This is a genomic window from Mycobacterium sp. (genome assembly GCF_049278535.1).
In the GTDB taxonomy this organism is placed as follows: Bacteria; Actinomycetota; Actinomycetes; order Mycobacteriales; family Mycobacteriaceae; genus Mycobacterium.
The window spans coordinates 1-25,907 of sequence record NZ_JBAPMI010000129.1; the positions used below are offsets into that span (position 1 = coordinate 1).

The 25,907-nt window shown below is 66.2% G+C and carries 26 protein-coding genes; 15 read left to right on the plus strand and 11 right to left on the minus strand.

All coding sequences use genetic code 11. The annotated features are described in order from the left end of the window. Positions 1 to 99 (minus strand): PPE domain-containing protein (locus tag WAO18_RS08120; protein WP_422205413.1); only part of this gene is annotated, 99 nt, incomplete at its 3' end. Between the two features lie 379 nt (positions 100 to 478). Between WAO18_RS08120 and WAO18_RS08125 the strand changes: the two genes are divergently transcribed. Both WAO18_RS08125 and WAO18_RS08130 read left to right on the plus strand, forming a co-directional pair. Beyond that, positions 479 to 1,153 carry a TetR family transcriptional regulator gene (locus WAO18_RS08125; protein ID WP_422205372.1) on the plus strand — a complete coding sequence of 225 codons (675 nt, stop codon included), beginning with the start codon at positions 479 to 481 and terminating at the stop codon, positions 1,151 to 1,153. 135 nt (positions 1,154 to 1,288) lie between these two features. Next, positions 1,289 to 1,948, plus strand: a complete 660-nt coding sequence (locus WAO18_RS08130; protein ID WP_422205374.1) for a TetR family transcriptional regulator — start codon at positions 1,289 to 1,291, stop codon at positions 1,946 to 1,948. Between the two features lie 19 nt (positions 1,949 to 1,967). Here WAO18_RS08130 and WAO18_RS08135 read toward each other — a convergent pair whose 3' ends face one another. Then, positions 1,968 to 2,330, minus strand: coding sequence for a PAS domain-containing protein (locus WAO18_RS08135; protein WP_422205415.1), 363 nt, complete (start codon positions 2,328 to 2,330; stop codon positions 1,968 to 1,970). Between the two features lie 157 nt (positions 2,331 to 2,487). On the opposite strand from WAO18_RS08135, the gene glmU reads away from it, so the two are divergent. The 7 genes from glmU to pth all read left to right on the plus strand — a co-directional run bounded on the left by glmU (position 2,488) and on the right by pth (position 8,245). Continuing rightward, on the plus strand, positions 2,488 to 3,969 hold the full coding sequence (gene glmU / locus WAO18_RS08140) for a bifunctional UDP-N-acetylglucosamine diphosphorylase/glucosamine-1-phosphate N-acetyltransferase GlmU (protein WP_422205376.1): 1,482 nt from the start codon (positions 2,488 to 2,490) through the stop codon (positions 3,967 to 3,969). Between the two features lie 44 nt (positions 3,970 to 4,013). Further along, a complete protein-coding gene (locus tag WAO18_RS08145; protein WP_422205378.1) occupies positions 4,014 to 4,994 on the plus strand; it encodes a ribose-phosphate diphosphokinase in 981 nt (326 codons plus the stop codon). Continuing rightward, positions 4,995 to 5,339, plus strand: coding sequence for an arsenate reductase (glutaredoxin) (arsC, locus tag WAO18_RS08150; protein ID WP_422205379.1), 345 nt, complete (start codon positions 4,995 to 4,997; stop codon positions 5,337 to 5,339). Beyond that, positions 5,336 to 5,989 (plus strand): LpqN/LpqT family lipoprotein, encoded by a 654-nt coding sequence (locus tag WAO18_RS08155; protein WP_422205381.1) that lies wholly within the window; start codon positions 5,336 to 5,338, stop codon positions 5,987 to 5,989. Before arsC ends, WAO18_RS08155 begins: the two co-directional genes overlap by 4 nt. A gap of 14 nt (positions 5,990 to 6,003) precedes the next feature. Next, positions 6,004 to 6,870: an oxidoreductase gene (locus tag WAO18_RS08160; protein WP_422205382.1), complete on the plus strand. Its 867-nt coding sequence runs from the start codon at positions 6,004 to 6,006 to the stop codon at positions 6,868 to 6,870. 127 nt (positions 6,871 to 6,997) lie between these two features. Further along, the gene (locus tag WAO18_RS08165) at positions 6,998 to 7,666 is read left to right on the plus strand and encodes a 50S ribosomal protein L25/general stress protein Ctc (RefSeq protein ID WP_422205384.1); all 669 of its coding nucleotides are present in this window, start codon (positions 6,998 to 7,000) and stop codon (positions 7,664 to 7,666) included. Between the two features lie 3 nt (positions 7,667 to 7,669). Beyond that, entirely contained in the window at positions 7,670 to 8,245 is a 576-nt protein-coding gene (gene pth / locus WAO18_RS08170; protein ID WP_422205385.1) for an aminoacyl-tRNA hydrolase, read from the plus strand. 6 nt (positions 8,246 to 8,251) lie between these two features. Here the strand turns inward: pth and WAO18_RS08175 are convergent, their stop codons facing one another. The 5 genes from WAO18_RS08175 to WAO18_RS08195 form a co-directional block, all read right to left on the minus strand. Then, a complete protein-coding gene (locus WAO18_RS08175) occupies positions 8,252 to 9,886 on the minus strand; it encodes a fatty acyl-AMP ligase (RefSeq protein WP_422205387.1) in 1,635 nt (544 codons plus the stop codon). 273 nt (positions 9,887 to 10,159) lie between these two features. Beyond that, positions 10,160 to 11,110 (minus strand): 4-(cytidine 5'-diphospho)-2-C-methyl-D-erythritol kinase, encoded by a 951-nt coding sequence (locus WAO18_RS08180; RefSeq protein WP_422205417.1) that lies wholly within the window; start codon positions 11,108 to 11,110, stop codon positions 10,160 to 10,162. 29 nt (positions 11,111 to 11,139) lie between these two features. Next, positions 11,140 to 12,084 carry a 16S rRNA (adenine(1518)-N(6)/adenine(1519)-N(6))-dimethyltransferase RsmA gene (gene rsmA / locus WAO18_RS08185; RefSeq protein WP_422205389.1) on the minus strand — a complete coding sequence of 315 codons (945 nt, stop codon included), beginning with the start codon at positions 12,082 to 12,084 and terminating at the stop codon, positions 11,140 to 11,142. Further along, positions 12,048 to 13,175, minus strand: coding sequence for a transglycosylase family protein (locus WAO18_RS08190; protein ID WP_422205391.1), 1,128 nt, complete (start codon positions 13,173 to 13,175; stop codon positions 12,048 to 12,050). Before WAO18_RS08190 ends, rsmA begins: the two co-directional genes overlap by 37 nt. A gap of 139 nt (positions 13,176 to 13,314) precedes the next feature. Next, complete coding sequence (locus tag WAO18_RS08195; protein WP_422205393.1) at positions 13,315 to 14,160, minus strand: TatD family hydrolase; 846 nt, start codon at positions 14,158 to 14,160, stop codon at positions 13,315 to 13,317. A gap of 32 nt (positions 14,161 to 14,192) precedes the next feature. On the opposite strand from WAO18_RS08195, the gene metG reads away from it, so the two are divergent. Both metG and WAO18_RS08205 read left to right on the plus strand, forming a co-directional pair. Then, positions 14,193 to 15,731 (plus strand): methionine--tRNA ligase, encoded by a 1,539-nt coding sequence (metG, locus tag WAO18_RS08200; RefSeq protein WP_422205395.1) that lies wholly within the window; start codon positions 14,193 to 14,195, stop codon positions 15,729 to 15,731. A gap of 57 nt (positions 15,732 to 15,788) precedes the next feature. After that, the gene (locus tag WAO18_RS08205; RefSeq protein WP_422205397.1) at positions 15,789 to 16,328 is read left to right on the plus strand and encodes a DUF447 domain-containing protein; all 540 of its coding nucleotides are present in this window, start codon (positions 15,789 to 15,791) and stop codon (positions 16,326 to 16,328) included. A gap of 24 nt (positions 16,329 to 16,352) precedes the next feature. Here the strand turns inward: WAO18_RS08205 and WAO18_RS08210 are convergent, their stop codons facing one another. Together WAO18_RS08210 and WAO18_RS08215 are read right to left on the minus strand one after the other, a co-directional pair. Continuing rightward, positions 16,353 to 16,712: a nitroreductase/quinone reductase family protein gene (locus WAO18_RS08210; protein ID WP_422205399.1), complete on the minus strand. Its 360-nt coding sequence runs from the start codon at positions 16,710 to 16,712 to the stop codon at positions 16,353 to 16,355. A gap of 20 nt (positions 16,713 to 16,732) precedes the next feature. Further along, entirely contained in the window at positions 16,733 to 17,197 is a 465-nt protein-coding gene (locus WAO18_RS08215) for an anthrone oxygenase family protein (RefSeq protein WP_422205401.1), read from the minus strand. A gap of 95 nt (positions 17,198 to 17,292) precedes the next feature. Between WAO18_RS08215 and WAO18_RS08220 the strand changes: the two genes are divergently transcribed. The 4 genes from WAO18_RS08220 (at position 17,293) to WAO18_RS08235 (ending at position 21,317) form a co-directional block, all read left to right on the plus strand. Next, positions 17,293 to 17,871 (plus strand): TetR/AcrR family transcriptional regulator, encoded by a 579-nt coding sequence (locus WAO18_RS08220; protein ID WP_422205404.1) that lies wholly within the window; start codon positions 17,293 to 17,295, stop codon positions 17,869 to 17,871. A gap of 87 nt (positions 17,872 to 17,958) precedes the next feature. After that, positions 17,959 to 19,134, plus strand: coding sequence for an NAD(P)/FAD-dependent oxidoreductase (locus tag WAO18_RS08225; RefSeq protein WP_422205405.1), 1,176 nt, complete (start codon positions 17,959 to 17,961; stop codon positions 19,132 to 19,134). Further along, positions 19,131 to 20,033 (plus strand): RNA polymerase sigma-70 factor, encoded by a 903-nt coding sequence (locus WAO18_RS08230; RefSeq protein ID WP_422205406.1) that lies wholly within the window; start codon positions 19,131 to 19,133, stop codon positions 20,031 to 20,033. The genes WAO18_RS08225 and WAO18_RS08230 overlap by 4 nt, the downstream gene beginning before the upstream one ends. A 21-nt stretch (positions 20,034 to 20,054) precedes the next feature. Beyond that, a complete protein-coding gene (locus tag WAO18_RS08235) occupies positions 20,055 to 21,317 on the plus strand; it encodes an aminodeoxychorismate synthase component I (protein WP_422205408.1) in 1,263 nt (420 codons plus the stop codon). Here WAO18_RS08235 and rsmI read toward each other — a convergent pair. Both rsmI and WAO18_RS08245 read right to left on the minus strand, forming a co-directional pair. Then, complete coding sequence (gene rsmI, locus WAO18_RS08240; RefSeq protein ID WP_422205410.1) at positions 21,273 to 22,109, minus strand: 16S rRNA (cytidine(1402)-2'-O)-methyltransferase; 837 nt, start codon at positions 22,107 to 22,109, stop codon at positions 21,273 to 21,275. The genes WAO18_RS08235 and rsmI overlap by 45 nt on opposite strands. A gap of 44 nt (positions 22,110 to 22,153) precedes the next feature. Next, the coding region (locus WAO18_RS08245; RefSeq protein WP_422205412.1) for a nuclear transport factor 2 family protein at positions 22,154 to 25,907 on the minus strand (3,754 nt) is incomplete at its 5' end.

Sequence of the window (25,907 nt, forward strand, 5' to 3'; positions counted from 1 at the left end):
GTCCCAAGCCGCGCCGGCGACCGTCATCGGCCCTGCGCCGGGGCCGGTATACATCAGCCCGGAATTGATTTCCGGCGGCAAAGCCGCAAAGTCAGCCATCTATGCGCCACCGCATGTCATGGCGACGGCCCTGCCTACGCTGATCAGGGCGTGAAGCGACGCTCGGCGGTACGGGCACGCCGAGCAACGACAGCTCTGCCAGACCGACCATCCGCATAATAGAGATATTACATACTTTTTGAACGTTGTGAAGTCCTGAACAGACTATTAGTCGTTGAAGGTTGCCAGGATCGGTCAACCGCTGCTAGCTTGCATTAACCGCAAACCGACGGAAGTCGGCCCGGATCGCTTAGTTTGCGGGCCGCGTCGATCACTATTTGCAGTTCGCTCGTGAACTAAGCTCGTGTCCAACAACGCCTCGAGACCTAGGGGCCCGTTGTCAAGCCTCCGGGGCGAAGCATTACTAGGTGGACTAACCATGACCGAGACGACCGACACCCGGGCGGATACCACTCGCCAGCAGATTCTGCGCGCCGCCGCACGCCAGTTCGCGCGGCTTCCCTATCATCAGGTCGGCCTCGATGACGTGCTCGCCGAGGCTGAATTGACCAAGGGCGCAATGTATTTCCACTTCCGCTCCAAGCATGCGCTGGCGCTGGCGATCATCGAGGACCAGATCACTCGGTCTCACGAGGCGATCACCGAACTGCTGGCACGGAAATTCTCCGGCCTGGAGACGCTGATCGACTTCTCCTACCAGTTGGCGGTGCGAGACATCAGCGAGGACATCTCGCGGGCCGCTTTGCATCTTGTCGAGTCCATCGCCCGTGTTGATGGGCTGCAGGCGAAGCTGCACAAGGAATGGATCGACAACCTCGTAGTCGCCGTGCAGCGCGGCATCGGCGAGGGCGACGTCCTCGAGGAGTGCCAGCCACAAGACGTGGGACGCTTGCTGGCGTCGGCCTACATGGGTTTGCGCCAGACCAGCAACCTCGACGAACCAGGGCGCTTTCTCCGCGACTTCGAGGCGATGTGGACGATCGTGCTGCCCGGTTTCGTGCGTCCCGAGCGGATCGATTACTTCAGCCAATTCATCAAACGACGCACGAAAATCGCGATCGGAAGTACCACCACGCTGGCGGGGTCGACGTGATCACGATTTCGATCACCGGCCAGTGATCGATTGGGCCCGACCCGCCGCCCTGTTAGGCTTTGCCGCCTAGTAGGAATGGTGCGACGCCGACGGTCCGGAAGCTCACCGCACAACGGACTCCGGAGGTAATAGGCGATGGCCCGCCAGGTTCGATCGGAAGCGACACGGCGAAAGATCCTCGACGCCGCGGTCGACGTGTTCAACGAGGTCGGATTTGCTTCTGCCGACCGGGGCGCGATCATCGAGCGCACCGGGATGACCAAGGGAGCCTTCTACCACCACTTCGACTCGATGGAGTCGCTGGCGTCGGCCATCATCGAGGACGGCGCCAGTCTGGTGGTCGCCGAGTTGAACACCATGTCGGACTCGTTTTCTCCTGCGCTGGAGAACATCCTGCACGGCACGTTCGTCACCGCGGACCTGTTCGCCACCAACAAAGTCGTGCGCACCGCCGAGCAGTTGACTCTGGCGTTCGGCAAATTCAACGACACCGCCGGCGCGGCCTACACCGCCTGGACCGAAGCGATGGCGGCGCAGACGCAGCGGGCGATCGCCGAAGGCGACCTCCGCTCAGAGCTCGACCCGCAAATGGTCAGCGAGGCGATCATCGGTGCGACGTTCGGTGCCCGGGTCATGGGTCAGACGATGGGCGGTGGTAACGACCTTGTCCGGCGGCTCACACACATGTGGGAGCTGCTGTTTCCTGCCATCGTCACCGAGGCGTCGCTGGGCTACTACCGTGAGTTCCTGGCGCGCGAGGCGCTGCGCCACGTAGAGCACGAACCGTCGTCGTAACCGGGCTTATTGAGGCGGGCTAGCGCTCGTTGGCCCAGAGCTCTTCGGTGAGGTCCTGGAACGTCGCCAGCGCAATCGCATCGTCGGCACGCCGCATCGCGGACCTGCTCATCAGCGCACGCACGGTCGAGCCCTCCTTATGCGCCAATTCGACGACCATGTTGGCCAAGCCGTCGACAACGGAGAGCACCGATTCCGTTTCCAGCGCGCCATGGAAGATGTCGTGGAACTTCAGCGTCACGACCTCCTGCGCGTCGCGACCCACCATCTCGGCGAATGCCGTGTTCGCGAACACGATGGTGCCGTCCTGCAGGACCGCCAGCGTGGGGACCGGGATGCGCTCCAGCAACACCAGCGCCGGCAACTGTTCGAGCACATCAATCGGCGATGGGCTGGCCTGCGCAGTTCGTCGTCGGTCCACCGCTTGATTATTGTCCATCGCGGTGTTCATTGCCGAATCCGACGATGACGGTCGTGCTTTGCCGAGACCGTGCGGATAATGACACGCTGAACGGATAGCCGGCAGCGAGGGAGGTTCGATGACGACGCACGGCGAATCAGCGGTCCTCGTCCTGGCCGCCGGGGCCGGCACCCGGATGCGGTCCGACACCCCCAAGGTGCTGCACGCTCTGGCCGGCCGCAGCATGCTGGCGCACTCGCTGCACGCGATCGCCAAGATGGCGCCGCAGCACCTGGTGGTTGTGCTCGGCCGCGACCAGGCGCGCATCGAACACGTGGTCGGTGAACTGGCCGAAACCCTGGGGCGCCGGATCGAGATGGCAACACAGGATCAGCAGCTCGGCACCGGCCACGCTGTGTTGTGCGGCCTGGCCGCGCTGCCCGACGATTTCCGCGGCGTCGTCGTCGTCACGTCCAGCGACATCCCGCTGCTCGACGCCGACACGCTCGCCGACCTGGTCACCACGCACAACTCCCACGGCGCGGCGGTGACGGTGCTGACCACGACGCTGAGCGATCCGACCGGCTACGGGCGCACGCTGCGGACGCAGGACAACGAGGTGATCGCCATCGTCGAGCAGGCCGATGCGACACCGTCTCAGCGGGAAATCCGTGAGGTCAACGCGGGCGTGTACGCCTTCGACATCGCCGCGCTGCGCTCGGCGCTGAGCCGGTTGTCGGCCGACAACGCACAGCAGGAGCTTTACCTCACCGACGTCATCGCGATCGTTCGGCAGGACGGGCAGGTGGTGCAGGCAAGGCACGTCGCCGACAGCTCGCTGGTGGCCGGCGTCAACAACCGGGTGCAGCTGGCCGATCTGGCCGCTGAACTCAACCGCCGTATCGTGGCCGCCCATCAACTTGCCGGCGTCACCGTCACCGACCCGGCGTCCACCTGGATCGACATCGACGTGAACATCGGTCGCGACACCGTGATCCAGCCCGGCACGCAACTGCTCGGCGGAACCCGAATCGGTGAGCGCTGCATTATCGGCCCGGACACCACGCTGACCGACGTCTCCGTCGGCGACGGCGCCACGGTGGTCCGGAGCCACGGCAGCGAGGCGTCGATCGGCGACGACGCCGTGGTCGGGCCGTTCACCTACCTGCGGCCCGGCACCGTGCTGGGCGCCGAAGCCAAGCTGGGCGCATTCGTCGAGACCAAGAACTCCACCATCGGCACCGGGACCAAGGTGCCCCACCTGACCTACGTCGGTGACGCCGACATCGGCGAACACAGCAACATCGGCGCTTCCAGCGTCTTCGTCAACTACGACGGCACGTCCAAGCAACGCACCACGGTCGGCTCGCACGTGCGTACCGGCTCCGACACCATGTTCGTCGCCCCGGTCACCGTCGGCGACGGGGCCTACACGGGAGCCGGAACAGTGGTGCGCGAGGACGTTCCGCCCGGCGCGCTGGCGGTATCCGGCGGCCAGCAGCGCAATATCGAAGGCTGGGTCGAGCGCAAGCGGCCCGGCAGCGCCGCCGCGCAGGCCGCCGAGAAGGCACGCGCCGGTGACGATGAAGGGTCATCTCCCGCACCGGCGGAGACCACCTAGTATTCGTACAGCAGTCATCCGTTCCGAAGCAGTAAGGGCAGCACGTGAGCTACGACTGGACCGATAACCGCAAGAACCTGATGCTCTTCTCGGGCCGCGCTCATCCTGAGCTCGCCGAGCAAGTCGCCAAGGAACTCGACACCCACGTCACCGCGCAGACCGCGCGCGAGTTCGCCAACGGCGAGATCTTCGTCCGCTTCAACGAGTCGGTACGTGGCTGTGACGCCTTCGTCCTGCAGTCGGCCCCGGCGCCGGTGAACGACTGGCTGATGGAATCGCTGATCATGATCGACGCGCTCAAGCGGGGCAGCGCCAAGCGGATCACCGCGGTCTTGCCCTTCTACCCCTACGCCCGTCAGGACAAGAAACACCGTGGGCGCGAACCGATCTCGGCCCGGCTGGTCGCCGATCTGCTCAAGACCGCCGGCGCCGACCGGATCGTGACCGTCGATCTGCACACCGATCAGATCCAGGGTTTCTTCGACGGTCCGGTCGACCACATGCGTGGGCAGAACCTGCTGACCGGCTACATCGGGGACAACTACGCCGATGGCAACATGGTGGTGGTATCCCCCGACTCCGGCCGGGTGCGGATCGCCGAGAAATGGGCCGACGCTCTGGGCGGCGTGCCGCTGGCCTTCATCCACAAGACCCGCGACCCGCGGGTGCCCAATCAGGTGGTGTCCAACCGAGTCGTCGGCGAGGTGCAGGGAAAGACCTGCGTCCTGATCGACGACATGATCGACACCGGTGGCACCATCGCCGGTGCGGTGAAGCTGCTGCACGACGACGGCGCCAAGGATGTGATCATCGCGGCCACCCATGGGGTGCTGTCCGACCCCGCCGCCGAGCGGCTCGCGGCGTGCGGTGCCCGCGAGATCATCGTCACCAACACGCTGCCGATCGGCGAGGAGAAGCGATTCCCGCAACTCACCGTGCTGTCCATCGCCCCCCTGCTGGCCAGCACGATCCGCGCGGTATTTGAAAACGGTTCGGTCACAGGGCTTTTCGATGGAGACGCCTAGATGGCCGACGCCGTCATCTACCACAACCCCAAGTGCTCGACGTCGCGCAAAACCCTGGAGCTGTTGCGTGACAACGGCATCGAGCCTGACGTGGTGCAGTATCTGAAGACCCCGCCGTCGCGCGCCGAGCTGGTGACGATGATCCGCGCCGCCGGCATCGACGTGCGGACCGCGGTGCGCAAACGCGAGGCGCTGTACGCCGAACTCAACTTGGCCGATGCCAGCGACGACCAATTGCTCGACGCGATGGCCGAACATCCCATCCTGATCGAGCGACCGTTCGTCGTGACATCGAAAGGCACGCGGCTGGCTCGTCCGGTCGACACGGTCCGCGAGATCCTGTGAGCCGCGCACGAAGGGAATGGCTCGCCGCCGCGATATTACTGCTAAGCCTGCTGTCGGTCGCATGTGGGCCGAAAAACCCTGACTATCAGTCGATCTGGACCACCACCACATCGACGACGCCGACGCCGACCGGAAACCCGGTGCCGTTTTCGCAGTACCTGCAAAGCAGCGGCGTCTCCGGAGAGCCGGTCGCGCCTGACAAGTTGACCGACCTGACCGTGTCGATCCCGACCCCGCCGGGCTGGCAGAAGGCCGACAAGCCGAACATCCCGCCCACCACAGTGGCGATCGCAAAGGACAACGGCTTCCCCAACGCGATGCTGATGGTGTTCAAGCTGGGTGGCGATGTCGACGCCGCCGACTTGGCCAAACACGGCAACGACGATGCCCGGCTCGCGCAGAACTTCAAGCAGCTCGAGTCGTCGGCGGCTGACTTCCACGGCTTTCCCTCGTCGATGATCGAGGGCAGTTACAACCTCGGCGACCAGCGGTTGCACACCATCAACCGGATCGTGGTCGCCCACGGGTCCGGCCAAGACCCAGACCACTACCTCATTCAGCTCGCAGTCACCAGCCTGGCTGACAAGGCGGTCGCCGACGCGGTCGACGTCGAGGCAATCCTGCACGGATTCACCGTCGCCGCCAAGTAACTAGTGTGTCTTCCATGACGTCGTGGACCGCCGCAGATCTGCCCTCATTCGCTGGACGCACTGTCATAGTCACCGGGGCCAACAGCGGCCTCGGTGAGGTGACGGCCCGCGAGCTCGCCCGGGTCGGCGCCAGAGTGATCTTGGCGGTGCGCAACACCGGCAAAGGCAAAACCGCAGCCCGGAAGATGAAGGGCAAAGTCGACGTGCGCCCGCTCGACCTGCAGGACCTGGCCTCGGTGCGGCAGTTCGCCGACGGGGTCGAGGGCGTCGACATCCTGGTGAACAACGCCGGCATCATGGCCGTCCCGCGTGCGGTCACCGCGGACGGGTTCGAGAGCCAGATCGGCACCAACCACCTCGGCCACTTCGCGCTGACCAACCTGCTGCTACCGAAGATCACCGACCGAGTGGTCACGGTGTCGTCGCTCATGCACTGGATGGGCTACATCAGCCTGCGTGACCTGAACTGGACGTCACGGCCCTACTCGGCGTGGGTGGCCTACGGCCAGTCCAAGCTCGCCAACCTGCTGTTCACCAGCGAACTGCAGCGCCGGCTGGCGGCGGCGGGCTCGCCGCTGCGGGCGCTGGCCGCCCACCCGGGCTACTCGCAGACCAACCTGCAGGGGAAATCCGGCCGCAAGCTCTCCGATGCGCTGATGTCCTTCGGCAACCGGCTGGCCACCGACGCCGACTTCGGTGCCCGGCAGACGCTCTACGCCATCTCGCAGGATGTGCCGGGCAACAGCTTCATCGGCCCGGCGTTCGGCATGGGCGGCCGCAGCCGGCGGGTCGGGCGCAGCCCGCTGGCCAAACGTGCCGCTACCGCAGGTGCCCTCTGGGAGCTGTCCGAACAGCTCACGGACACCAAATTTCCGCTCTGAGGTGCTGATGCGCTAGCCTGACCGGGCGTCACGGCGAGGGTGGCTTGAACAAGCCGCCGTTATCGACGGGGATCGACGATAGTCGCGCTCCTGGCCGTGCAACGGAATCTGATACAGGAGCGACACCATGGCTAGATCCGCGAACAAACTCACCGCGCTGGTGCGGACCCAGACCGGCAAAGGCGCGTCCCGTCGCGCGCGTCGCGAAGGCAAGATTCCGGCCGTGCTCTACGGCCACGGCGCCGACCCGCAGCACCTCGAGCTGCCCGGCCACGACTTCGCCGCCGTGCTGCGTCACTCCGGCACCAACGCGGTGCTGACCCTCGACATCGAGGGCAAAGAGCAGCTGGCGCTGACCAAGTCGCTCGCCATCCACCCGATCCGCCGCAGCATCACGCACGCCGACCTGCTGGTCGTCCGCCGCGGTGAGAAGGTCACTGTCGAGGTCAACGTGGAGGTAGTCGGCGACGCCGCATACGGCACTCTGGTCACGCAGGAGGCCAGCACCATCCTGATCGAGGCTGACGCGATGTCGATCCCGCAGTCGCTGAGCGTGTCCGTCGAAGACGCCGAGCCGGGCACCCAGTTCACTGCGGGGCAGATCGCGCTGCCGTCGGGCGTCAACCTGATCGCTGATCCCGATCTACTGGTCGTCAACGTGGTGAACGCACCGACCGCCGAGGAGCTGGAGAGCGAGGGTGCCGGCGAGGTGGTCGAAGGCGAGGAGCCGGCCGAAGAAGCCGCCGAGGGCGAAGGCGAGGGCGAGGCGCCCGAAGCAGAGTCCGAATCCGAATAAGCCGTGGCCGACCCACAATTGGTGGTGGGTCTGGGCAACCCCGGACCGAACTATGCCCAGACGCGGCACAACCTGGGGTTCATGGTTGCCGACCGGCTCGCCGCTCGGTTGGGGTCAAACTTCAAGGTGCACAAGCGTTCCGGCGCGGAAATCGTCACCGGCCGACTCGGAGGACGTTCAGTGGTGCTGGCCAAGCCGCGCTGCTACATGAACGAGTCCGGCCGCCAGGTGGGCCCGCTGGCGAAGTTCTACTCGGTGCCCGCCGCTGACGTCGTGATAATTCACGACGAGCTCGACATTGACTTCGGCCAGATCCGGTTGAAGCTCGGCGGCGGCGAGGGCGGTCACAACGGGCTGCGCTCGATCGCGAACGCGCTGGGCACCAAGGACTTTCAGCGGGTGCGGATCGGCATCGGCCGCCCGCCCGGACGCAAAGATCCGGCGGCGTTCGTACTGGAGAACTTCACTGCCGCCGAGCACCCCGAGGTGCCGACGCTGTGCGAGCAGGCGGCTGACGCCACAGAGTTATTGCTCGAGCTTGGTCTCGAGCAGGCCCAGAACCAGGTGCACACCTGGTAGCCGCTGTTAGGTAACCAGGGTGACGGAGTTGGCCCGGCGCAGCTTGCCCGACGAGGTCTTCGGGATGGTGCCGGGGCCGAGCACCACGACATTGCGCGGCCGCACGTCGACCTCGGTGACGACCTCGTGCGCGACCTGGTGCTCGATGCGCCGCACCTCGGCCGGGTCCTGCCAGGCGTTGGATTCCACGGCGACGGCGAAGGTCTCGCGCGAGTGCCCGGCGTCCAGCCGGACCGCGACGGCGCAGCCGATGCGCACACCCTCGACGCGGCCTGCGGCGCGCTCGATGTCGGTCGGGTAGATGTTGCGGCCGGCCATGATGATGACGTCCTTGACACGGCCGCAGACCACGACGTGGCCGTTCTCCATCTGGTAGCCCAGGTCGCCGGTGTCGTACCAGCCGTTCTCGTCCTGTGCGGGCAGGAAACCGCCCATGGTGAGGTAACCGGGCGTCACGCATTCGCCGCGCAGTTCGATGACGCCGACGCCGCGGGCGGGCATCACGTTGCCGTTCTCGTCGACGACGCGGGCCTCCAGGTCCTTCAGCAGCGGACCGAGCGATGCCAGCCGACGGGTGTTGCCCTTGGTGGCGGGAATGGCCCGGCGTAGCGCGGCCAGCAGATCGGCGTCGACCTCGTCGACGACCAGGCCGGCGTTGCACTCCGAGAAAGACACCGCCAGCGTCGTCTCCGCCATGCCATAGGCGGGCAGAATGGCCGACGGCTTCAGCCCGAAGGCCTTACCCGCGTCCAGCAGGTCCTCGACATCGGCGGGGTCGACAGGCTCGGCGCCGGACAGCGCGAACCGCAGCGTGGACAGGTCGTACTGGCCGGGCTCGGCCTGGTTGCGCAGCCGCTTGGCGAACAACGCATAGGCGAAGTTGGGCGCCGCGGTCATGGTGCCCTTGTATTTGTCGATCAGCTTGGCCCACAGCAGCGTGTCGCGCAGGAAGTCCATCGGCGTGACCTTCACCAGCTCGGCGCCGAAGTACATCGGGATGGTCAGGAATCCGACCATGCCCATGTCATGGAAGCAGGGCAGCCAGCTGACCATCACGTCCTTGTCGACGTCATACTCGGCACCGATGAACATCGCCTCGGCGTTGGAGTAGACGTTGCGGTGGGTGATCTGGACGGCCTTGGGCGAGCCCGTCGAGCCTGACGTCAGCTGCATCAGCGCCAGGTCGTCTTCGTCCGTCTCGACCGGATCGATCGGCTCGCCATCGAGCAGGTCGCCGATCTTGAGCACCTTGATGCCCTTCTCCTCGAGCACCGGGATGGCGACCAGGAACGGCTCGGACACGATGACGGCGTTCGCCTCGATCATCGCGATCACGTTCATGGTGTCCTCGGCCCAGACGGCGATGTCGGTGCGCGGCGTCGGCTGGTGCAGCATCGTCAGGCTGGCGCCCCGCATCCACAGGGCCTGCGCGGTCGGCGCGATCTCCACCGGGAACCCGGCCAGCACACCGACGGCGTCACCGTGTCCGACGCCCGCGGCGGCCAGGCCGCCGGCGATGCGGCGGGCCCGCTCGTGTACCTCCAGCCAGGTCTGCCGGACGGGCTCGTGCGGCTCGCCGGTCACCATGCCCCGGGTGCTCGCGTGAGCGTTGCGGAACATGTTCTCGGTAAACCTGCTCACGATTGCCTCCTCGGGTTCGGCATCATCGCCCAGCGTTTAATGTTGCCCCTGCTCAAACACACATTGGGACAACCGCCCGCCCACAATTGGGCGGCAATTTGGTCTCGAATCGGTAGTGACGCAGCTTCCGACCGCAAAGTTGCCACGTCGGAACGGGCACGCCCGCCAACATGGTCGGCGGGCGGAAAAACCAGGCTCGTTGCTTGACCGGTAATCATCACCGTCGGATATCTTAAACTCCTCTTAAGGAACTGCCAAACTGTGTCGTCAATTTCACGCCCCGGCGGCAGGCGTGGGGACCACCCGGGCGCCGTGCACGGGACCGCTGGCCACGCGCACGGTACGGCAGACACCGGCCCCGGAAAGCTCGGTGCCCACGTCGACCGCCGAGGTCGCCGACCGGCACAGAAACGCACATGTGGGCCCTGATCCGGACACGATGCCCGCCAGTGCACCAGCCTCGACGCCGGCCCGCAGCACCCGGCGCAACGCCGAGTTCAGGCTCAGCGCGGCAGCCTGCAGTTCGTTGCCCAACAACGGCGCCAGCTGTTCCGGATCACCGGCCGCCAGCGCCGCCAGCACCGGACCGGGCTCGGCGAGTCGCGGCGGTGTGCCGACGTCCCGCAGCCGGTCGAGCTCGCCGAACACCGTGCGGGTGGACAGCCCGCCCTCGGCAAATGCCAGAACCCAATGAAAAGTATTGCGGGACAACACTGTAGCCAGCTCTTCGCCTCGGCCGGTGCCAAGCGCGGTGCCACCGTGCAATGCGAAAGGCACGTCGCTGCCGAGCTTTGCGGCCAGCGCGTGCAGGTCGCGGCGGGGTACGCCGAGCTCCCACAACGAGTTGAGCGCGACGAGCACGGCCGCGGCATCCGCGCTGCCGCCGCCCATCCCGCCGGCCACCGGAATGGACTTGTCGATCAGGATCGACACGTCGGGCGCGCAGCCGACGTGCTCGGCCATCAGTTCGGCGGCCTGCCAGGCCAGGTTGCGTTCGTCGAGGGGAAGTTGGCCGGCGCCCTCACCAGTGATGTCGAGCGAGAGCACGTCGGCGTTGCGGACGGTGACCTCGTCGACCAGGGAAACGGCGTGAAACACCGTCGTCAGCTCGTGGTAGCCGCTGTCCAGCAGGTCTCCGACGGCGAGATGGAGGTTGATCTTTCCGGGAGTGCGGACCGTCGCCGAACCAGTGGGCACCCACTGAGCTGCGATGCTCGGATCCATCGGCACCGAACGAGACTATCGTCTGATGGTCAGCTCGCCGAGGCGTGCCGTTGCGCCTGACCCCGGGGGGCGGCGTCGCCCAGATGAGCCGAGCGCTGATACAGCCGAACGAATTCGTCGACGGTCAGCGTCTCACCCCGACGGGCCGGATCGATGCTCGCGGCCAGCAATCGGCTCGCCGATTCATTACCCGAGCCCGCCCATTCGACGAAGGCATTACGAGATGTCTTGCGCCGCTGAGCAAATGCGGTGTCGACGAGCTTGAAGACGTTCTGCCGAAAGATAGCGTCAGTCGGCCAGGGCGGTTTCGTGTGGCGGTCGATGCGGACCAGCCCGGAGTACACCCGCGGGATCGGCCAGAAGACGGTCGGCGACACCATGCCGTGCCGACGGACCTCTCCGTGGAAACGCACCTTGACGCTGGGCACGCCGTACTCCTTGCCGCCCGGTTCGGCGGCGAGCCGCTCTGCGACCTCGGCCTGCACCATCACCATCACCGTTCGCAGCGAAGGGAATTCGGCGAGCAGGTGCAGCAGCGCCGGAACCGCGACGTTGTACGGCAGATTCGCCACCACCGCTGTCGGCTCGGTGGCCAGGTCGGCCGGACCGATGGACAGCACGTCCCGGTTGATCACGGTCAGCCGCTGAATTTCACTGTTCGCGTGTTCGGACACGGTTTGCGGCAACCGATCGGCCAGCACCGGGTCGATTTCGACGGCGCTGACCGTGCAACCGCGGTCCAGCAGGGCCAGCGTCAGCGACCCCAGCCCGGGCCCGACTTCCAGGACGTGGTCGTTCCGGTTGACTCCGGACGCCGACACAATCCGGCGCACCGTATTGCCATCGTGAACGAAGTTCTGCCCCAACGATTTACGCGGCCGGAACTCGAGTTCTTTGGCCAACCGTCGGATTTCGGTCCGCCCAAGTAACCGGATGGTCAGCGCGCACCCGCTCGTCCGCTGCAGACCGGCCATGCACCCCAGCCTTGCCGGGACTGCGTTACCTGAGCGACGGCGATCTGCTCTTCCCGGGACGCCATGTCGGCACGCGGCGCGAATCGCAGGCCGCCGTTGCGCTCCCAGGTGTTCTGGTCGAATTGCACCCCGCCGTAGTAGCCGTTACCGGTGTTGATCGCCCAGTTGCCGCCCGCTTCGCAGCGCGAGATGGCATCCCAGATCTCGCCGTTGGCCACCCTCGGCACGTCGGTGCCGGGTTTGGTGCCGACGCGCACGACCGCCTCGCGGGCGGGTGCGATCACGTGGCTGGCCACCGGCAACCGGCCGGTCTCGACGCCGTTGACCTTGGACACCGAGAAGGTGACGTCCTGGGTACCCGGGGCGCCCGGGTCCTCGACGATCTCCTTGCTCATGTTCATCTGCGGATCCTCGATGCGGCGCCGGACCGGAACCAGCGGCACCCGCGCGGTGATCTTCTCGATCCGGTTGCGCGTCACCTGGATGTGCATGCCGTCGATCACCGGTGCGGTCGCGCCGGGCGTGACCTGGTCGCTTTGCTCCAGCGGCGCCCCGAGGCCGGCCAGCAGATCGCCGACCCGGGCAGCGGCCAGGTGGACATTGCGCACCACCCCGGCGTCGTCGAGTTCGACGGTCTTGGCGCTGACGACCGGCAGGGCCATCCCGGCCAGCGGGACGCGGCTGCCACGCGAGGCGGCGGCCGGCGCCGTGTCAGTCATCGACAGCTGTGCCAGCGCCTCGTCGACCGTGGAGGCCGTCGTCCACACCTGCTTGGTGTTCTGGCCGTCCAGCGAGATCTGCAGCGGCCTGCTGCGCCGCAGCACGATGTTCGCGGCGTCCGCAACCCGCTCACCGGCGGTTGGGTACAGGTCGTCCCGCTCGCTGACGGTGAAGCCGTTCTCCTTGATGATGTCGATCACCCGCGACTTCATGGTCGCGACGGTCATCGCGGTGCCGTCGACGTTCAGCGTCACGGTCTTGTAGTCGGCGACCGCGAAGCCGCCGGCGAATGCCAAGACCAGCAGAAAGCCCGCTACAAGGAGACGCAGAGCCGGTGATGGAGCCTGATGGAGTTTCGTGAGTACGTTCAACGCGCGTGTATCCCCGACCTCAATAAACAACTGGTGTAACAAAATAAATGGGCCTCCAGGGCCCCTACTGTTCGATCACAAGAAGGTAACGAACGGGCCCACCATACGGCAACTCGGGCGCAGCCGCATTAACCGATTTTTAACGCCGCGCCGCCAGCCCGTAGGCCCGGCGGGCATTGTCGGTGGTGAGCTCGGCCAGGTCGTCGGCGGGCCGGCCGAGCAGCTCAGAGAGCGCGCGCACGGTGTAGGGCAGGCAGTACGGCTCGTTCGGAGCGCCGCGGTAGGGATGGGGGGTCAGGAACGGTGCATCGGTCTCCACCAGTAACTGGGCCGCCGGCACCAGCGGAACGGCTTCGCGCAGTTCACGGGCGTTACGGAAGCTGACCGTCCCGGACAGGCTGACCATCCATCCGGCATCGACGCAGGCGCGGGCCAGTGCGACGCCGGAGGAGAAGCAGTGGAAGATCACCGTGTCGGGCGCACCCTCGGCACGCAGCACGTCCAGCACTTCGGCGTCGGCGTCGCGGTTGTGGATCATCAGCGGTTTTCCGGTGCGCTTGGCCAGGTCGATGTGCCACGCGAAGGCCTCCCGCTGCACAGCCGGGTCGGCGCAACCGTCGAGCTTTCCCGGCCAGTACAGGTCCATTCCCGTTTCGCCGATTGCCACCACGCGCGGGTGGGACGACAGCTGCTCGATCTCGGCGCGGGCGGCGTCGGTCAGCGCGTCTGCGCGAGTCGGGTGCAGTGCCACCGCGGCGTAGACGCGTGAATCCCACTCGCTGGCCTGGGTGGCCCAGCGCGCCGCTGCCAGGTCGTCGGCGATGGTGACCACCGTCTCCACCCCGACCGCCGCCGCGCGATCCACGATGGCGTGCACGCCGTCCGCGTCCTTCGCGCCGCAGGCGTCCAGGTGGGTGTGCGCGTCGATCAGCGGGCTCAGCCGTTCCGGCGCGGGTGGCGGCTGACGTTTGGAGCTCACGCGCACACAATAGGGTGCGGCAAATAGGGTGAGGGGCGATGAAGCCGTACTACGTCACCACCGCGATCACGTATCCGAACGGCGACCCGCACGTCGGGCATGCCTACGAGTACATCGCGACCGACGCGATCGCCCGGTTCAAGCGGCTCGACGGCTATGACGTCCGCTTCTTGACCGGCACCGACGAGCACGGGCTCAAGATGGTCGAGACCGCCGCCGCCGAAGGCATTGCGACCGCCGAGCTGGCCCGGCGAAACTCCGATGTGTTCCAGCGCCTGCAGAAGAAGCTGAACATCTCGTTCGACCGGTTCATCCGCACCACCGACGCCGACCACCACGAGGCGTCCAAGGACATCTGGCGACGGATGGAGGCTGCCGGCGACATCTACCTCGACTCCTACTCAGGCTGGTACTCGGTGCGCGACGAACGGTTCTTCGTCGAGTCGGAGACCGCGGAGGTCGACGGCACCCGGGTCGCCGTCGAAACCGGCACCCCGGTCACCTGGACCGAGGAGCAGACCTATTTCTTCCGGCTCTCGGCGTATACCGAGAAGTTGTTGGCGCACTATGACTCCCACCCGGATTTCATCGCCCCCGAGGTGCGGCGCAATGAGGTGGTCAGTTTCGTCTCCGGCGGTCTACGGGACCTGTCCATCTCGCGCACGTCGTTCGACTGGGGCGTGAAGGTCCCCGACCATCCAGACCACGTCATGTACGTCTGGGTCGACGCGCTGACCAACTACCTGACCGGCGTCGGTTATCCGGATACCGAATCCGAGCTATTCCAACGTTATTGGCCGGCCGACCTGCACATGATCGGCAAGGACATCATCCGGTTCCACACCGTCTACTGGCCCGCGTTTTTGATGTCGGCCGGAATTGATTTGCCCAGAAAGGTTTTCGCGCACGGCTTTCTGCTCAACAAGGGTGAGAAGATGAGCAAGTCGGTCGGCAACATCGTCGATCCGAACACGCTGGTCGACACGTACGGGCTGGACCAGGTGCGCTATTTCCTGTTGCGGGAGGTCCCCTTCGGCCAGGACGGCAGCTACAGCGAAGAGGCGATCATCACCCGGATCAATACCGATCTGGCCAACGAGCTCGGAAACCTGGCCCAGCGATCACTGTCGATGGTGGCCAAGAATCTCGGCGGAGTCGTTCCGACACCCGGCGACTTCACTGCCGACGACACCGAACTGCTCGACATCGCCGACGGTCTACTCGAGCGGGTTCGTACCGAGTTCGACGGCCAGGCAATGCATCTGGCGCTGGAAGCGATTTGGCTGATGCTCGGCGCGGCCAACAGGTACTTCTCCGCCCAGCAGCCCTGGGTGTTGCGCAAGAGCGAGGCCGAGGCAGACCAGGTTCGCTTCGCCACCGTGCTCTACACGACGTGCGAGGTGGTGCGCATCGCGGCACTGCTGATTCAGCCGGTGATGCCCGACTCGGCAAGCAAGTTGCTCGACCTGCTCGGCCAGTCGCCGGAGCAACGCAGCTTCGCCGCGATCGGCGCGCGGCTGGAGCCCGGCACGGCGCTACCGGCGCCGGCTGGGGTCTTTCCGCGCTATCAGACGTAATACTCGGCGCGCTTAGGTCACCGGTGAGTTTCCGCGCCGCTGGCGGTCTGCATCACTATGACGATCACGACGCACAATCTCGACGGCTACGGCGCGCTACCGATCGACTGGTCGCGCGTGCAGGAGGTCTTGACGAGCGACCTCACCCAGGCGCCCGGAACCGGCGGACCGACCCGACACACCGCATGGCTCACGACGATCAACCCGGACGGCAGTCCACACGTGATGCCTGTCGGCATCGTCAGGGTTGAGGCGACCTGGTACTTCAACTCCGGACCCCGAACGCGCAAATCGCGCAACCTCGTCCGCGACTCCCGATGCGTGGTCAGCGTCGCCACCGACCCGTTCGACCTCGTCATCCAGGGAACTGCCACGCAAGTCATCGATCACATTGAGTTGCGCACGGTTGCCGCAGCGTTCCGCGACGGCGGCTGGCCGGCCAGCGTTGACGGCAAGGCGCTGACTGCGGAATACAGCGCGCCGTCGGCAGGCCCTCCGCCGTGGCATGCTTACCGAGTCGTCCCGGCAACGGTTTACGCGCTGGGCACTTCCGAGCCATACGGCGCCACCCGCTTCGACACGGGTCAGCCTGGATGACGGTGCTCCCCGCTACCCGCTCGACTAGGCGAGTCGAACTCGGACGGTCACGCGCCCGTTCTCGTCTCGGTGAGCGACGGCATGTCCGCCGCGCTCAACTCCGTTGAGCATCAATACAATTGGCGCGCCGTCGCCGAGGAAGTTGCGCCACCACGTCTTGGCGTCGGGCATGTTCGGGACGATCTCGATGTCGTCGCCGCGGCGGCGGTAGGCCACCGGCATGCTGAATGTTCGTCCCGAACGACGCCCGGTATAGGTAATCAATGTGATGCTGCGCCGCAGCATCTTCCCGAAGCGCGGGGAGGCTGCGAGCGCCACTATCGGCGCGTTGAAGAGTGGAGCCCCGCGCATCAGCAGGCGCCCGAGGTTCGTGCTTATGGCCATGGTGTCGATCCTTTCGAGTTTCAGGTCAGCAGCGCTGTGCATAATGCGGCGACCGCCAAGCCTTGCAGGGCGGCTCTTATGACGATGACCCTGTCCCAATTATGTTGCAGTTCGCGGGCATTCACCGACGGGTCGGACCGATCGGCCGCGGCGGTGAGCCGGCGGTTGATCGGCGCGCTGACCCTTAGGTAGACCACCAGCCATACCAACAGCAGCACGACGGCGACGCACGCCACGCCGGCTTGTGCCCAGCGGCCCGACGCCGCGGCGAACACCGCGCTGATCGCCGCCGCCAGCAGGCCGAGCACTCCGGGCACCGGCATCCGCCGGTCGCCGTAGCGATGGACGTTGCCCATCACCGCGAGCAGGGCCTGGTCGTCGACCCGGGCCAGCGCGGGCCGCTGAACCATCGCGCAGAACACGTCGGTGCCGTACACCACCGCCGTGCCCAGCACCGCGATCAACGCGAACAGCTTGGCGATCATCGGCGCTCCTCCAGTAGGTGTTAGCAACGCTAGCGCCGCCAACCGAGCGTGTCAATAGCGCCGCTAGATTTCATATCAGCGCTAACATATCCAACATGGCCATCGAGGATCGCCGGGCGCGCGAGCGTTCCGCACGACGCCGACTCATCACGGACACGGCACGCCGGCTGGCCGAAGCGGAGGGGTGGGACGCGGTCACCACCCGTCGGCTGTCCACCGAGATCGAATACAGCCAGCCGGTGCTCTACAAGCACTTCTCCGGCATGGAAGGCATCGTCGCCTCGGTGGCGGTTCAAGGCTTCGGCGAACTCGGCGCGGCGCTCGCCACGGCTCGTGCCGGTGCTGTCAACGGCCGGGACGCCCTGAGCCGAGTTGCCAAGGCGTTCATCGGGTTTGCCGGGGAGAACCCCGCGTTGTTCGACGCGATGTTCATCCGCACGACGACGTTGGCGTTCGCCGCGCAGGACACCCCGTCCGAGTTGAACTCGGCCTTCGCCGAACTGCGGGCAGCGGTGGACATGGTCGCCGGCTCGCGGGATCCCGACACGCTGGCCGAGGTGGTGTGGGCGGCGCTGCACGGCCTGATCACCCTCGACCGCAGCGGCCGATTGCGTCCAGACCATCACGACGCCCGGATCGACATCCTGGTCAGCGCATTCTGCGCGAGGACGTGAGCCTGGTCACAACGTCTCCGAAGCTGTCACAGCAGCCGCCGCCGCGGTGTCTTGAGGGCAGAACAACCCCGAGAACAGGAGACAACAATGACCGCCCAGCGCACTCACATCGTCGTGATCGGCGGCGGATACGCCGGCACACTGGCCGCCAACCACCTACGGCTGCGCGCCGACGTCGACATCACGGTGGTGAACCCCCGTCCGGTTTTCGTCGAGCGAATCCGGTTGCATCAGCTGGCCGCCGGCAGCGGCACCGCCGCCGTGGACTACGGAACTCTGCTCGGCGAGGGCATCCGCCTCGTCGTCGACACCGTCGAGCGGATCAACACGGCTGATCGCCAGATCGAGCTGGCGTCGTCCTTCGTGCTGGACTACGACTACCTCATCTACGCGGTCGGCAGCACCGGAGTGGTCCCGGCCGCGGTGCCCGGTGCAGTTGAATTTGCTTACCCTATCGCTGAATTCGAGTATGCCGAACGACTGCGGGCAGTATTGGACGAGCTGCATCCCAGCGCACCCGTCACCGTTGTCGGCGCCGGGTTGACCGGCATCGAAACGGCATCCGAACTGGCCGAGCAGGGCCGGCCGGTGCGCCTGGTCTGCGGCGGATTGCTGGGTCCGTCACTGAGCCGGCCCGGCCGCCGTTCGGTGGCCAAGTGGCTGCGCCGCCTTGGAGTCGACGTGCTCGAGACCGCAAAGGTGTGCGAGGTCCGCCCCGACGCGGTGATACTGGACGACGGGTCCGCGCTGCCCAGCCCGGTGACGGTGTGGACGGCGGGCTTCGGCGTGCCGGATCTGGCCGCCCGCAGCGGACTTCGCACCGACACGCTCGGCCGGCTGCTCACCGATGAGACACTGACCAGCGTGGACGATCCCCGCATCGTGGCGGCCGGCGACGCCGCTGCGCCGTCGAACCAGCCGTTGCGGATGAGCTGCCAGGCCGCGATCCCGCTCGGCGCCCAGGCCGCCAACACGGTGCTGAGCCGGATCGGCGGCACGGAGCCCGCGGCGATCAACCAGGCGTTCACAGGGCAGTGCATCAGTTTGGGCCGCTCGTACGCCACCGTCCAGCTCGCCCGCCCCGACGACAGCCCGCTGAACCTGTTCATCGGCGGCCGATTCGCCGCGTCGGTCAAAGAGCTGGTCTGCAAGGGCACGGTGTGGGGCATTCGCCGGGAGGCCGCCAAGCCGGGCTGGTACCGCTGGCTCAAGGGTGGCAAGCGGGCCGAGCGCCTTGCTGCCGAGGTGGTCACGGTGCCGTGACCACCTCCGACGACCACGCCGAACGGTTCATGCTGCTACGGCCGCTGCTGTTCACCATCGCCTACGAAATCCTCGGCTCGACAACGGAATCCGATGACGTGCTGCAAGATAGCTATCTGCGGTGGGCCGAGGTGGACCTTTCGGCCGTGCACGACACCAAGTCGTATCTGGCCCGGCTGGTCACTCGTCAATCGCTCAACGCGCTGCGCGCGGGCGCCCGGCGCCGGGAGGACTACGTCGGGCCTTGGCTCCCTGAGCCGCTGCTGCTGGACGAGCAGGATCCGTCAGCCGATGTCGTTCTGGCCGAATCGGTTTCGATGGCCATGCTGGTGCTGCTGGAGACCCTGGGCCCCGACGAACGCGCGGTGTTCGTGCTGCGCGAGGTGTTCGGCTTCGACTACGACGAAATCGCTTCCGCGGTAGGCAAATCGGTGGCCGCTGTGCGACAGGTCGCCCATCGGGCCCGTGAACACGTACAGGCCCGGCGGAAGCGCTTCGCCCCGGTCGACCCGGAGCAGAATGCGCGGATCGCCACGGAATTCATGGCGGCGGCGGCCGGCGGTGACGTACAAGCGGTGATGTCGATGCTGGCCCCCGATGTGGTGTGGACCGCCGACAGCGGCGGCAAGGCCAGCGCAGCCCGTCGTCCGGTGGTCGGGGCCGACAAGGTCGCGAGAGCGGTCGTCGGGCTGATCGGCCGCGGCATGCAGCTGCCCGGCGTGCGCGCCGAGATGGTCGTCTGCAACGCCGCACCGGCGGTGCTGCTCTACGCCGGCGACCAGTTGGAGGGCGTTTTCACCGTGGAGATCGTCGACGGCAAGATCACCAACTTCTACGCGATGCGCAATCCCGACAAGCTCGCGGCCGTCACGACCGCACACAAAATCAGCCGCCGCTGAGATTTCTGCAAAGCTAGGGGCATGCGGACCGACCGGCTCGGCGATCTCGGCAGCCCCCATGAGGTGCTGCGGGCCGTCGGCGACGCCACGAACCGGCTGGACCTGCCGCCGCCGGCCGCACTGACCGGCGAGTGGTTCGGCGCCTCCGCCGTGATCGCCCCGAGCCTGTCGGTGCAGCCCGTCGACGCATCCGACGCATTCGATGTGCGACCGGGGTCGCACAGCACGACGGTCGGCGGCGGCTGGATCGGCTACCTCTCTTACCCCGATCCGGGTGCCGGCGGCCAGCCCGGGCGGATACCGGAGGCCGCGGGCGGCTGGACCGACTGTGTGCTGCGCTGCGACCGCGACCGGCAGTGGTGGTTCGAAAGCTTGTCCGGCGCCCCGATGCCCGGTTGGCTACTCGAAGCACTGACCGCTCCGGTGCCGGCACGGGCTTTCCGAATCGACTGGGACGCCGCCGATCGTCAGGCCCATCGCGACGGCGTGCTGGCCTGCCTCGAGGCCATTCGCGCCGGTGAGGTGTACCAGGCGTGCGTGTGTACACAATTCGCCGGCACGATCGCCGGCGAGCCGTTGGACTTCTTCATCGACGGCGTCGCCCGCACCGCACCCGCGCGGGCGGCCTACATCGCCGGCCCCTGGGGCGCGGTGGCATCGCTGTCGCCGGAATTGTTCTTGTGCCGCCGTGGCGATTTGGTCACCTCGAGCCCGATCAAGGGCACCTTGCCGCTCTACGCTCCCCCATCGGCGCTGCGAGCCTCGAGCAAGGACGTCGCCGAGAACGTCATGATCGTGGACTTGGTTCGCAACGACCTGGGCCGGGTCGCGGTCACCGGATCGGTCACCGTGCCCGAATTGCTGGTGGTGCGGCCCGCGCCGGGGGTGTGGCACTTGGTGTCGACGGTCTCGGCGCAGGTACCTGTCGGGGTGTCGAACTCGACGTTGCTCGACGCGACCTTCCCGCCCGCCTCGGTCACCGGCACCCCGAAGATCCGCGCGCGACAGCTTATTTCGCAGTGGGAGCAGTCGAGCCGTGGAGTGTATTGCGGCACAGTAGGTTTGGCGTCTCCGGTAGCAGGCTGCGAACTGAACGTCGCGATCCGCACGGTGGAATTCGACGCCGTGGGCAACGCGGTGCTGGGTTCAGGCGGCGGGATCACCGCGGACTCCGAGGCCGATGCCGAATGGGAGGAGTGCCTGCACAAGGCGGCACCGATCATCGGAGCGGGCGCCGCCTCAGCCGCGCGATCGCAGCACCGCGTCGTAGAGCTCACGCCGTGACGGCGCTCCCGGCGTAGCCGCAATCACCTGCGCGCAAGCGTCTTTGACGCCCATCCCCCCGTCGACAAGCGCGCTCGCCTGTGCCACCAGGGTAGGCAGGTCGGCACGCATGATCGCGCCGGCCAGCACGACGGTGATCTCACCAAGCACACCGTCGGCGGCCCAGCCGGCCAACTCGGCCAGCGATCCGCGCACCACTTCCTCGTGCACCTTGGTCAGCTCGCGACACACCGCGGCCTTGCGGTCCCCGCCGAGCTGCTCGACTGCGTCATTCAGGCAGGCATCCAACCGGCGCGGCGATTCGAAGAACACCGCAGTGCGCTGTTCGGCCGCCAGCGACGCCAGCCAGCTTTTGCGCGCCACCTGTTTGCGTGGCGCAAAGCCCTCGAAGCAGAACTTCTCCGACGGCAGCCCCGACACCGCCAGCGCGGTGGTCACCGCCGACGGGCCGGGCAGACACTGCACCCGCAGGCCCGCCTCCACACACGCCGCCACCAGCCGGTGGCCGGGGTCGTTGATCAACGGCATTCCGGCGTCGCTGACCACCAGCACGGTGGCGCCCGCGCTGATCTCCTCGACCAAAGCCGGCACCCGCGCCGCCTCGACGTGATCGAAGAAGCTGATCACCTTCCCGGTGATCACCACGTCAAGCGCCTTGGCCAGCGTCCGCACCCGGCGGGTGTCTTCGGCGGCGACGATGTCCGCCGTCGACAGCGCGGCGATCAGCCGCAGCGACGCATCGGACGGCTGGCCCAACGGCGTGGCGCCCAGTAGCAGTCGGCCCTCCGTCATGACGCACAGCTTACGATCGACGCGAGGACCTTCAACGCCGCAGATCAGACTGGTCGGTTGAGTTCCTCCAACCGCGCCAGGGCCATGTCGCGTTGATCTTCATCGAAGACTTCGAGACGGGTGGCACGTTCACCGTCGAGAACGATGAGCACGACGAACGGGTTCTCGATCGCGGCGCCATCGGTCGGGGTGCCCTTCGGGGTCATGCGACCTACGATGCCTATCGCAGAGCGCGCCAGGACCTCGGCGAGCTCGAGCCGTAGGTCGGGTACCAGCGATCCCGTCGTCTGCATCGAGGACAGCCAGTCGGCGACTGTGCCGTTGGCCGCATGCGGCAGCTGTCGGCGATTGGCGTACTCGGCACCGGCGAAATGTGTTGCGGCCGCGTCCCAGTCATGGCGGTTGATAGTCGCGTTGATCCGGTCCACCGACTCGATGATCTTCGGATAAGCAACCTCCCCCGACGCAATCCATCGACCGGTGAGTTCAGCGAACGCGTCGTTGATGTCCTCGGGATCGAAACTGATGGCATCCTGCATCAGCGCGCCGTCGTCAACTTTCACCACGCGCAAGATCTCGGAGGTGATGGGTCGGTTGATATCGTCGACGTCTCGATAACGCTCGCGGGTGAGCGACAGCCGAGACCCCCTGATGGCGATGAACTCCAGCTCCAAGCGCCAGCTGCTCGGCATCGTTTCGAACAAGGCATGGACGGCTTTGCGCCGTTCTGAACCGACGAGCACATTACGCAAGCCTTTTCGCCGGTCCTCATAACGACCCTCCGCACTGGCGAGGGCAAGAAGAGCGTCCGCGTCGCGGCGGTTGAATGCATCGGCTACGCGTGCCCAGGTTTGGGTCGCGGCGTTTCCAAATGAAGGCGCCGGCCGATCGAGTTCGTCGAACCTTGCCAACGCGGCGTCCAGGTCTGCCTCGTCGAACATCTCGCAGCGGCTTATCAGGTCGCCTTCGACCGTGAATATGTCGATCATCCGCCACTCGGCGCCGAAGTCCTCATCGGAAATGCCACGCGCAGTGTGGGTTACAACCGCTCCGAGATCGCTCAACCTGTGCACCATCTCCATGTGAATGCTGATGACCGGCAGTTGGTCCAACGTCGCGCCGATGAATGTGGGTAAATCACCCGCTTCGACCGATATCACCGTCCGGTGGTCGATGAAGCTCCAGCCTGGCGTCGTGGCGGGAAGTTCGTGCCGGTTGAAACCGGCATAGAGCGCTGCGATGACCGACCAGGCGTGCGCGTGCTCAGCCGCCTCGCCGGCGAGGTACCGGGCGTCGAGCTCGGCGAAGGCGGCGTCGATGTCGTCTGAATCGAAATGGACGGCAGCGGCCAGCCGACCGTCGCGGTCGATCTCGACGATGCTTGGCATATCAGCGCTGACCTCACCGGGTGGCGAGCCACGCATCGAGGAACGAATGCGAATGAGCGCAAGGCGCTGCCCGCGGATCGCGACGACGGTGGACGTAATGTGCTCGAATCCGACCTCGGCCACTGCGCGCATGTTCTTGAGATGGGCAGCACGACCGCGTAAGACGCCGGCATTTACAACCCGACGGCGATCGTGCGTGCAATAGTCGTCGGCCCATGTCTCGGCCATCGCGTCCCAGTCGCGGGCCTCGAAGCAGGTCCAAAAGCGTTCTACCGCTGAGCTTGCCGCGTTTTCAAGCCGTGGCGTCACGGGTTGCAGTTCGTCGAACTTTTCCAGCGCGGCGTCCAGGTCTGCCTCGTCGAAGATTTCCAAGTTGTTGATTCGATCGCCTTCGACGGTCAGGAGTTGGATCGTTCGCCACTCGGCGTCGAAACCTTCTTTCGAGGTCCCATCCGCGGTGTTGGTGATGACCGCTCCGATGTTGCTGAGACGATGCACCGCCTCGATGTAGATGGTGAGGTCCGGTGTGAGGTCCCGTGACACCCGCATGGCGGCAGTCAGGTCGCCGGGCGCGAATGGGGTACCCCGCCGATGGTCGATGGTGACCAAGTCCATTGCGGGAAGTACGTGTTGGTTGAACATGGCGTAGGTCTGCGCGATAACCGACCAGGCGTGCGCGTGCTCAGCCGCCTCGCCGGCGAGGTACCGGGCGTCGAGTTCTTCGAAGGCGGCGTCGATCTCGTCGACGTCGTACTCGACGTGCGCGACAATCCGCTCGCCGGAATCGATCTCGACGATGTTGAGCACCTCGATACCGACCTCTTCCGGCTTCATCCCGCGGTTCCAGACGCGGATACGAGTGAGGGCGAGGCTCGCTCCGCGGGTCGCCAGGGCGGTAGACTCAATCTTCTCGAAACCCACTTCGGCGGCGGCTCGGATTTCGGCCATGTGGCCATCACGACCTTGCTGGACGCCCGCGTTCACGACCCGGCGACGATCATCTGTGGAAATGTCGAAGGCGGTCAATTCCGTCATGGCGTCCCAGTCGCGGGTCGCGAAGTAGGTCCAGAAGCGTTGGTCCACTTGGCTTGCCGCGTTTTCGAGTCGCCGCTGGGGCGGCTGCAGTTCCTCAAACTTCGCGAGCGCGGTGTCGAGGTCCGTCTCGTCGAACAATTCGCAGCGGTTGATGTTGTCGTCCCCGGCCACCAAAAGTCCGATCATTCGCCATTCGGCATCGAAACCATCTTGCGTCGCTCCGTACGCCGCATGGGTGACGACGGCTCCAATGTCGCTGAGCCCATGCACGGCTTCGATGTACATCTTGAGGTTCGGCGTGAGGTCCCATGCGCCACGGATGTACGCGGTCTGGTCAGCAGCCTCGAACGTAGCGCGCATCCGGTGGTCGATTGTCACCCATTTCGATGTCACCGCAGGGAGCTCGTGCTTGTTGAGTGTGTCGTAGCCGTTGATGATGACCGACCAAAAGTGTGCGTGAGCCGCCGCTTCGCCGGCGAGGTACCGGGCGTCGAGTTCTGCGAAGGCGGCATCGATGTCGTCGGAATCGAAGGACACAAACGCGACGATCCGCTCGTCGGCGTCGATCTCAGCGATGCCGCACCACTCGGCGCCGACCTCGCCGGGCGCCGAGCCCATGTTGAAGGCACGGGCGTGAGCGAGGGCGAGGCGCTCCCCGCGGGTCGCAACGACGCTCAAAGATATGGTCCCTGCACCGACCTCGACGGCGGCTTGATTGTCCGCGATGTACACATCTCGGCCACGTCGAATCCCTGCGTTCACGACACGACGGCGATCGTCCAGGACCATGCCGTCGGCCAATAGCTCCGCCATGGCGGCCCAGTCCCGGGCCGAGAAGCACGCCTGGTATCGCTCGAGTATTCGGCCCGCTGCGTTTTCCAGCCGCTGCGCCCGCGGGTGTAATTCTTCAAAGCGGGCGAGCGCGGCGTCGAGGTCCGTCTCGTCGAAGACTTCGCAGCGGTTGAAGGAGTCGCCTTCGACCGTCAAAAGCGCGATCTCCTGCCACTCGGCCTCAAAGCCTTCTTGCGAGGTCCCACGTGTCGTCTGAGTGATGACCGCTCCAAGGTCAGTCAAACGATGCACCGCCAGGAGGCGGTTTTTCATGTCCGGCGCGACGTCCCACGTGGCGTGGACGTATGCCGTCATGTCGCCGGGCGCGAAACCCGTCACAGGCCGGTGGTCGACACTGACCCAGTCCGGCGTCGTTGCAAACATCTCGCGCCGGTTGAAGGCTGCGTTGGCGTTCGCAATTACCGACCATGCGTGCGAGTGGGCGGCCGCTTCGCCGGCGAGGTAGCGAGCATCAAGTTCCGCGTAGGCGGCGTCGATGTCGTCAAGGTCGAATCCGACCATCGCGACGATCCGCTCGTCGGCG

Bases quoted from the DNA above. Each gene is read 5' to 3' on its own strand.
- WAO18_RS08130 (WP_422205374.1), top strand. From the start codon at position 1,289: ATGGCCCGCCAGGTTCGATCGGAAGCGACACGGCGAAAGATCCTCGAC.
- WAO18_RS08160 (WP_422205382.1), top strand. From the start codon at position 6,004: ATGACGTCGTGGACCGCCGCAGATCTGCCCTCATTCGCTGGACGCACT.
- WAO18_RS08165 (WP_422205384.1), top strand. From the start codon at position 6,998: ATGGCTAGATCCGCGAACAAACTCACCGCGCTGGTGCGGACCCAGACC.
- WAO18_RS08220 (WP_422205404.1), top strand. From the start codon at position 17,293: ATGGCCATCGAGGATCGCCGGGCGCGCGAGCGTTCCGCACGACGCCGA.
- WAO18_RS08205 (WP_422205397.1), top strand. From the start codon at position 15,789: ATGACGATCACGACGCACAATCTCGACGGCTACGGCGCGCTACCGATC.
- WAO18_RS08180 (WP_422205417.1), bottom strand. From the start codon at position 11,110: ATGGATCCGAGCATCGCAGCTCAGTGGGTGCCCACTGGTTCGGCGACG.
- WAO18_RS08235 (WP_422205408.1), top strand. From the start codon at position 20,055: ATGCGGACCGACCGGCTCGGCGATCTCGGCAGCCCCCATGAGGTGCTG.
- arsC (WP_422205379.1), top strand. From the start codon at position 4,995: ATGGCCGACGCCGTCATCTACCACAACCCCAAGTGCTCGACGTCGCGC.
- rsmA (WP_422205389.1), bottom strand. From the start codon at position 12,084: ATGGCCGGTCTGCAGCGGACGAGCGGGTGCGCGCTGACCATCCGGTTA.
- WAO18_RS08125 (WP_422205372.1), top strand. From the start codon at position 479: ATGACCGAGACGACCGACACCCGGGCGGATACCACTCGCCAGCAGATT.
- glmU (WP_422205376.1), top strand. From the start codon at position 2,488: ATGACGACGCACGGCGAATCAGCGGTCCTCGTCCTGGCCGCCGGGGCC.
- WAO18_RS08210 (WP_422205399.1), bottom strand. From the start codon at position 16,712: ATGGCCATAAGCACGAACCTCGGGCGCCTGCTGATGCGCGGGGCTCCA.
- metG (WP_422205395.1), top strand. From the start codon at position 14,193: ATGAAGCCGTACTACGTCACCACCGCGATCACGTATCCGAACGGCGAC.
- rsmI (WP_422205410.1), bottom strand. From the start codon at position 22,109: ATGACGGAGGGCCGACTGCTACTGGGCGCCACGCCGTTGGGCCAGCCG.
- WAO18_RS08225 (WP_422205405.1), top strand. From the start codon at position 17,959: ATGACCGCCCAGCGCACTCACATCGTCGTGATCGGCGGCGGATACGCC.
- WAO18_RS08215 (WP_422205401.1), bottom strand. From the start codon at position 17,197: ATGATCGCCAAGCTGTTCGCGTTGATCGCGGTGCTGGGCACGGCGGTG.